This is a genomic window from Chitinivibrionia bacterium (genome assembly GCA_009779925.1).
Lineage (GTDB): Bacteria > Fibrobacterota > Chitinivibrionia > Chitinivibrionales > Chitinivibrionaceae > WRFX01.
Genome location: WRAZ01000071.1, coordinates 1 through 5721, shown reverse-complemented (window position 1 = coordinate 5721; position 5721 = coordinate 1). Strand labels below are relative to the sequence as shown.

The 5721-nt window shown below is 45.3% G+C and carries 8 protein-coding genes; 5 read left to right on the top strand and 3 right to left on the bottom strand.

The genetic code is table 11. From position 1 onward, the window contains the following. Together FWE23_11165 and FWE23_11160 are read right to left on the bottom strand one after the other, a co-directional pair. The coding region (locus FWE23_11165) for a tetratricopeptide repeat protein (GenBank protein ID MCL2845985.1) at nt 1-458 on the bottom strand (458 nt) is incomplete at its 3' end. A 388-nt stretch (nt 459-846) separates the two neighbouring features. Next, on the bottom strand, nt 847-1803 hold the full coding sequence (locus FWE23_11160) for a ribose-phosphate pyrophosphokinase (protein MCL2845984.1): 957 nt from the start codon (nt 1801-1803) through the stop codon (nt 847-849). Between the two features lie 171 nt (nt 1804-1974). Between FWE23_11160 and FWE23_11155 the strand changes: the two genes are divergently transcribed. The 5 genes from FWE23_11155 to FWE23_11135 all read left to right on the top strand — a co-directional run bounded on the left by FWE23_11155 (nt 1975) and on the right by FWE23_11135 (nt 4841). Continuing rightward, nucleotides 1975-2715, top strand: coding sequence for a MotA/TolQ/ExbB proton channel family protein (locus FWE23_11155; protein ID MCL2845983.1), 741 nt, complete (start codon nt 1975-1977; stop codon nt 2713-2715). Between the two features lie 5 nt (nt 2716-2720). Continuing rightward, entirely contained in the window at nt 2721-3131 is a 411-nt protein-coding gene (locus tag FWE23_11150; GenBank protein ID MCL2845982.1) for a biopolymer transporter ExbD, read from the top strand. 7 nt (nt 3132-3138) lie between these two features. Then, complete coding sequence (locus FWE23_11145; protein ID MCL2845981.1) at nt 3139-3930, top strand: TonB C-terminal domain-containing protein; 792 nt, start codon at nt 3139-3141, stop codon at nt 3928-3930. A 76-nt stretch (nt 3931-4006) separates the two neighbouring features. After that, nucleotides 4007-4387 (top strand): NirD/YgiW/YdeI family stress tolerance protein, encoded by a 381-nt coding sequence (locus tag FWE23_11140; GenBank protein MCL2845980.1) that lies wholly within the window; start codon nt 4007-4009, stop codon nt 4385-4387. A 136-nt stretch (nt 4388-4523) separates the two neighbouring features. After that, complete coding sequence (locus FWE23_11135) at nt 4524-4841, top strand: TfoX/Sxy family protein (protein MCL2845979.1); 318 nt, start codon at nt 4524-4526, stop codon at nt 4839-4841. Nucleotides 4842-4905: 64 nt separating this feature from the next. Here the strand turns inward: FWE23_11135 and FWE23_11130 are convergent. Continuing rightward, a partial coding sequence (locus FWE23_11130; GenBank protein MCL2845978.1) for an efflux RND transporter periplasmic adaptor subunit occupies nt 4906-5721 on the bottom strand: 816 nt, incomplete at its 5' end.

Genomic DNA, 5721 nt, shown 5'->3' with positions numbered 1-5721 from the left:
TAATCGTATTTAATGTATGCCAAGAAATAGAAATATATTCCTCTCGGCTCCAACGCCACAGCGGCGTTTATGTATTGTTCTATTTGGTCTATAACGGGTCTTTGCGTTAAAAACGCCTTTTTGCCGCCCAAAAGCGAAATCGCCGCGTAAAAATAGATTTCGGAATTATCTATGTCATTTTCTATTGCTTTATTAAATGTTTTTTGCGCATTCTCGTAAAGACAAAGTTTAAGATAACACATTCCTAAAGAAGCATTTATTTCGGGATTGTCGGGATTTTCACTCAACGACTTTTTGTAGGAATTTGCGTATTTGTTCAAATCGCCTAAAGTCATATTTTGAACACTGTTGAATGTAGCAATAATCACGGGTTGTTGGCAATAACCGCAGATTTTTGCTTTCATTTCTACAGGCGCGCCGCAACTTGGGCAAGCCAAACTGCTTATTTCGTTCCCCATCTTTTACAACCTTTCTGCAGAAACAGCAAGGGCTGTCCTGCCAAAATCAAATTTTTTTGCAGTAAAAGATGAATTAACCCGTGTGTTAATTTTGCGATAAACAGTAGCGGCGAGGCAGAACAACCAATTAAGGTCATTCTCGCCGCAAGGGCTGTTTAGAGAAAATTTTAAAAGAGCACGGATAGATAAATCGAAACGGATTTCGACTATCCATCTTTTACTGCACGGAGAAAATAATATTTGGTTAGGGTGGAGTGGGAAAGAAAATTGTTTTTTGTGGAAATTGGGAAAGTTTGGTTATATATTTTTCAGTAATTCGGTGTTTTTAATTTCCATTTTTTTAAAGCAAAGCCCACGTGTTCCAAAATGGAACACGTGTTGCTCTCTATCAAAACCTATCATACAATCCACTAATCGACCTATCCGAATTGGTGTACACTATTGCGTTGGCGAACAAGTCGGCTACCGAAACTATTTCCAATTTGTCGTGTTTTTTCTCTTCGGGGATGAAAACTGTGTCGGTCACAACAAGTTTTTCTATGGGTGAATTTACTATTCTTTCTTTGGAATTGCCTGATAAAACTCCGTGAACGCAATATGCCTGAATTGATTTTGCGCCGTTTTTTACAAGCATATTCGCCGACTCTATTAACGAGCCGCCGCTTGCAACTTCGTCGTCGAAAATGAATGCGCGTTTGCCTTGGACGTCGCCTATAATGTTGTCCATTTGCGCGGTTTCGCTGTCGTCGGTGCGGCGTTTGTCCAAAATCGCCATCGGCAAATCCAGTCTTCTTGCGTAATGACCCGCGTGTTTTGCACTGCCTGCGTCGGGAGCTACAACCACGCCGTCCGATAAATCGTTGTCGTTAACTTGAAGACACGCGTCGCACAAAATTTTTCCCGCCAGAAGATGATCGCAGGGCATATTGAAAAATCCTTGTATTTGCGGCGAATGCAGGTTGGTCGCCATAACGCGGTTTGCGCCTGCGGCTTCCAATAAATCGGCTACAAGTTTTGCGGTTATGGAAATGCGTTTTTCGTCTTTTTTGTCGCTTCGCACGTACGGATAATAAGGCGTTACGGCGGTAATTCGGGCGGCGCTTGCGTGTTTTGCGGCGTGTATCATAATAAGAAGTTCCATAAGTCCGTCGTTTACGGGACAGCAACTCGGTTGAATAATGTAAACGTCCTTGCCGCGAACGCTGTCTTTGTACGCAACTTTGATGTTTTCGTTGCTGAATTTCATAATATCGACTTCGCCGAGTTCGACTCCTGCCGCTTTGGCTATTTCTTGCGCCAACGGACGGTTGGCATTTCCTGAAAAAATCTTTAAACCGCCAATCATAAAACCTTGCCTCCGTAAAATTTGTGAAAATTAGTGTTATTTTATTTGGAAAATATTATTTGCCGCGACACAAAACTCACAATTTTTTCAAAAAAAGCACAAATTGCCCGCGCGGCAGGTACCCAAATCGTATTTTTACGCAAAAAAACAAATAAAAAACGAGGTTATTATATGAATACGCCTGTTCTTGGAATGCTTATGCAGACGGGTCCCGTGGGTCTTACCATTTGTTGGGTTCTTCTTATCGCGTCGCTGATTTCGTGGGTCGTGATTATTAACAGAATTGTCTATTTGAATGCTGTGCGCGCTTCGGTAAAAGCATTCCGCAAAGAACTTGAGCGGCTCCAGTCGCTTCGGGATTTCGGAAGCATAAAGCAGTCGCTCAGGGATTCTTACGCGGGTTATTTGGTTGGATATTACATCTCCGAATTTAACAGAATTGCCGCTGATTTACACAAAAAAGCGTCCTCGAACGAAGGAAAACTCTCGTTTTTCTTTGAGCATCAGGTGACGATTGCGCAAGAAAAAGTAAACAACGAAACGAGCAAAGCAGTCCGAAAACTCAGTTGGGGCTTGCATATTTTGGCGATTATGAGCAGCGCCGCGCCGTTTGTCGGTCTTTTCGGAACGGTCTGGGGAATTATGGACGCGTTTTTTGAAATCGGCGACAAGGGTTCCGCTTCGCTTACGGTTATTGCGCCGGGAATTGCAACATCGCTCATAACAACGGTTGCCGGACTTTTGGTGGCTATTCCCGCGGTGGTGTTTTACAATTTGTTCCTGAAAAAGACAGAAAAAATCGAAGACGACCTTGACGACTGCGCGGAATTGGGCTTCATTAAATTTAAGGAAGAATTGCTCTCCGTAATAAGTAATGTAAGTTCGCAAAGCGCCGCTGTTTCAAAAGGATAATCGCTATGCCGCAAAGAAAAAAACGCAAAAGAACGCTCGAAAGCAGTATCAATATCACCAATATGATTGACGTGGTTTTCACGCTTCTTATAATATTTATGATAACCGCGCCTATGCTTACCCAAGGCGTTCAGGTAAATTTGCCCAACGCCAACGCCGAAAATTTGGAAATCGACCAAACCGTAATAGAAATAAGCATTACAAAAGAAAACGAGATTTTTATAGACAGAAATCCTGTGCCGCTCAGCGAATTTCCGAGAGAGTTCAGCGCAGTTTTCCAAAACAGATTTGACACGCCGATTTTTGTTTCCGCCGACAGAGAAGTGCCTTACGGTTTCTTTGTTAGGGTAATTTCGGAGATACAAAACGCGGGCGGAGTAAGATTGGGCTTTTTGACCGAACCTCTTGAAAACTGAGTAGCTTATGGCTCGCAAATTATTTGAATTTTTCGACGGCGAAGAAAATCCAAAAGCGATTACCGCAGTAGTCGTTCTCGCGGTGGTTTTTCACGTTCTTGTGCTTGTTGTTGCGCCGCTTGTTTTGTCCTTTTTATGGAAACCGAAAATTTTAACGCGCCCCCCGACTTTTGAATTGGTAAAAATACAATTACCGCAACCCCCTGCGCCGCCTGCAAGACCTACTCCCGTTCAGCCCACGCCGCAACCAACGCCTCCCGCGCCCGTTGAGCCGCCTCCCGCGCCGCCAGCTCCACCCGAGCCGCCGAGACCGACCCCGCCCGTAGAGCAACCGCGCCCTGCTGAGCCGCAACCGACCCCTCCGCAGCCAACGCCGCAACCTCAGCCGCGCCCTCAACCAACGCCTCCTCGTCCGACCCCGCCGCTCGAGGACGATATTTCTGCGTTTATGGATTTGTTTGCTGACGATAATGCCGCGCAAAACGCGTCGAGCGCGCAAAATATTTCGCTGACGGTAGCCGAGCCCTTCCCGTTTCAATGGTATTTAGACCAACTGCAAGCAAGAATTCGTCAACGCTGGAGACCCGGTCCCAACGAAAGAGGCGAGGTAGTAGTTCAATTCACAATAGGCAGAAACGGCTCGTTGAGCAATCTTACAATGGTAAATTCCTCAGGCAGACCGATAATGGACAGACAAGCAATGCAAGCCGTCCAAATGGCGGCGCCCTTCGCCCCGCTCCCCGCAGGCTTCGGCGGACAATCGCTGACGGTAGTGCTGACGTTGAGACCGTACGGTTAGGAGAATGAAAAAGATAAAACAACAATAAAACTATATAATTACCAATAACCTTAACTATTTTTTATGGAGGCATTTTATGAGAAAGATTTATTTATTTTTTGCTGTTTATTTTGGAGCGCTTGCTTTTTTACCTGTTTATGGACAAGGCGGATTTGTTGGACCGCGGGGTAGCGAAACGGATATTGTCGGCGAAAAAAGGATAACGCCCGTATCTGTCGCAAGAACCCTCAGAGACGATACTTGGGTATTTATGCAAGGAAATATTCTGCGCAATGTAAGGCATGAAAGGTATATCTTTGCCGACAATACCGGAGAAATTATGCTGGAAATCGACAGCGACGTCTGGCAAGGAATGTTGATAGGCGCAAACGACCGTATCGAGATTTTCGGCGAGATTGACAGAAACGGACGCCGTGTTTATGTGGACGTTAAATCAATAAGAATTATAGAGAGATAATCTAAGCGAGGATGTTGCGGCGTCCTCAATATTTGCGCGAATTACAAGAATACATCCACGCAATAGGAGTTGTTTTGCCCCCAAAACAAATAGTATTTTTCTTTCGAAAACATCCTCTTTTCAAGGAGACCCGAAAATGGCAAGCGACATTGATTTTGTAAATTACGTGGCAGACCAAATAAGCGGCGTAGGCGAAATAACGCACAAAAAAATGTTCGGCGAATATATGGTTTACGTAAACCAAAAGCCGATAATCCTGATTTGCGACAACACGCCTTACATTAAAAAACTGGACTGCGTAAAAGAATTCTTAGAAACGGCGGACGTCGGTATTCCGTACAACGGCGCAAAAGAGCATTACGTATTAGACATAGACGACAGCGAAACCGCCAAAAGCGTTGCGGCGGCGTTAGAGAAAGTAGTGCCGATACCGAAGAAGAAAACGAAGAAATAATATTTCGGAATAATCGGAATTACCGATTGACGGAAACGCAAAGACAAGGCATTGCCTTGTCTCTTTACAAATCCACCACCACCCTCACATTCATACCAATCCGCAAATCGGAGTTCTCCGATACCACCTGTATCTCCGTTTCAAATTCCGGGACGGGAGACTGCGCGGTCGCGGCGGGGTTTATTCGGGTGATTTTTCCTGAATAGACTTTGTCGGGGTTTGCATCCGTTGTTATGCTTACTGTCGTTCCTACGCTGATTTTGGGCAGGTCTTGTTCTCTGAATCTGGCTATAATTCGCAGGTTTTCGGTGTTTTCTACTGTGAATAATCGGCTTACGGCTATTTCGCCGACTTTTGCGATTACCGATGTTATTGTGCCGTCCATCGGGGAACGGATTGACGTTCTTCTGAGGGTTGCGTTTATTGCGTCGAGTTGGGTTTGCGCCAGATTTTTGGCGGCGGTTTTTGACTGGAGCGTGAATTCGGCTTGGCGAAGTTCGTCTCTTGCTATGCCTCTGCCGTATAGGGCGCGGGTGTTGTCGTGGTTGTGTTGGGCTCTTGCCGAATCGATTTCCGCCATTCTCAATGCCGCCGCGGCGCTTGCTCTTTGGATGTTTAAGTCCTCGCTGTTGAGCGCGGCTAATACTTGCCCTTGCTCTACGCGGTCGCCTTCTACAACATTTACGCTCACAATTCTGTTGGGAAGTTCGGAGTAAATATTTCTGCTCTCAACACTTTCAACTATGCCTCTTACGCTGATTTTTGCCGCATTGTTTTGCGGACGGCGCTGACTTTCTGCAATAAAATTTTCAAATTTTCTTTGCGAAATTCTTACTCTTGCGTTTACACCGATTAAACTGCCCAGATTAACGTCGTCGCT

Coding starts and splice junctions, on each gene's coding strand:
- FWE23_11160 (MCL2845984.1), bottom strand. CDS start 1,803: ATGATTGGCGGTTTAAAGATTTTTTCAGGAAATGCCAACCGTCCGTTG.
- FWE23_11155 (MCL2845983.1), top strand. CDS start 1,975: ATGAATACGCCTGTTCTTGGAATGCTTATGCAGACGGGTCCCGTGGGT.
- FWE23_11150 (MCL2845982.1), top strand. CDS start 2,721: ATGCCGCAAAGAAAAAAACGCAAAAGAACGCTCGAAAGCAGTATCAAT.
- FWE23_11145 (MCL2845981.1), top strand. CDS start 3,139: ATGGCTCGCAAATTATTTGAATTTTTCGACGGCGAAGAAAATCCAAAA.
- FWE23_11140 (MCL2845980.1), top strand. CDS start 4,007: ATGAGAAAGATTTATTTATTTTTTGCTGTTTATTTTGGAGCGCTTGCT.
- FWE23_11135 (MCL2845979.1), top strand. CDS start 4,524: ATGGCAAGCGACATTGATTTTGTAAATTACGTGGCAGACCAAATAAGC.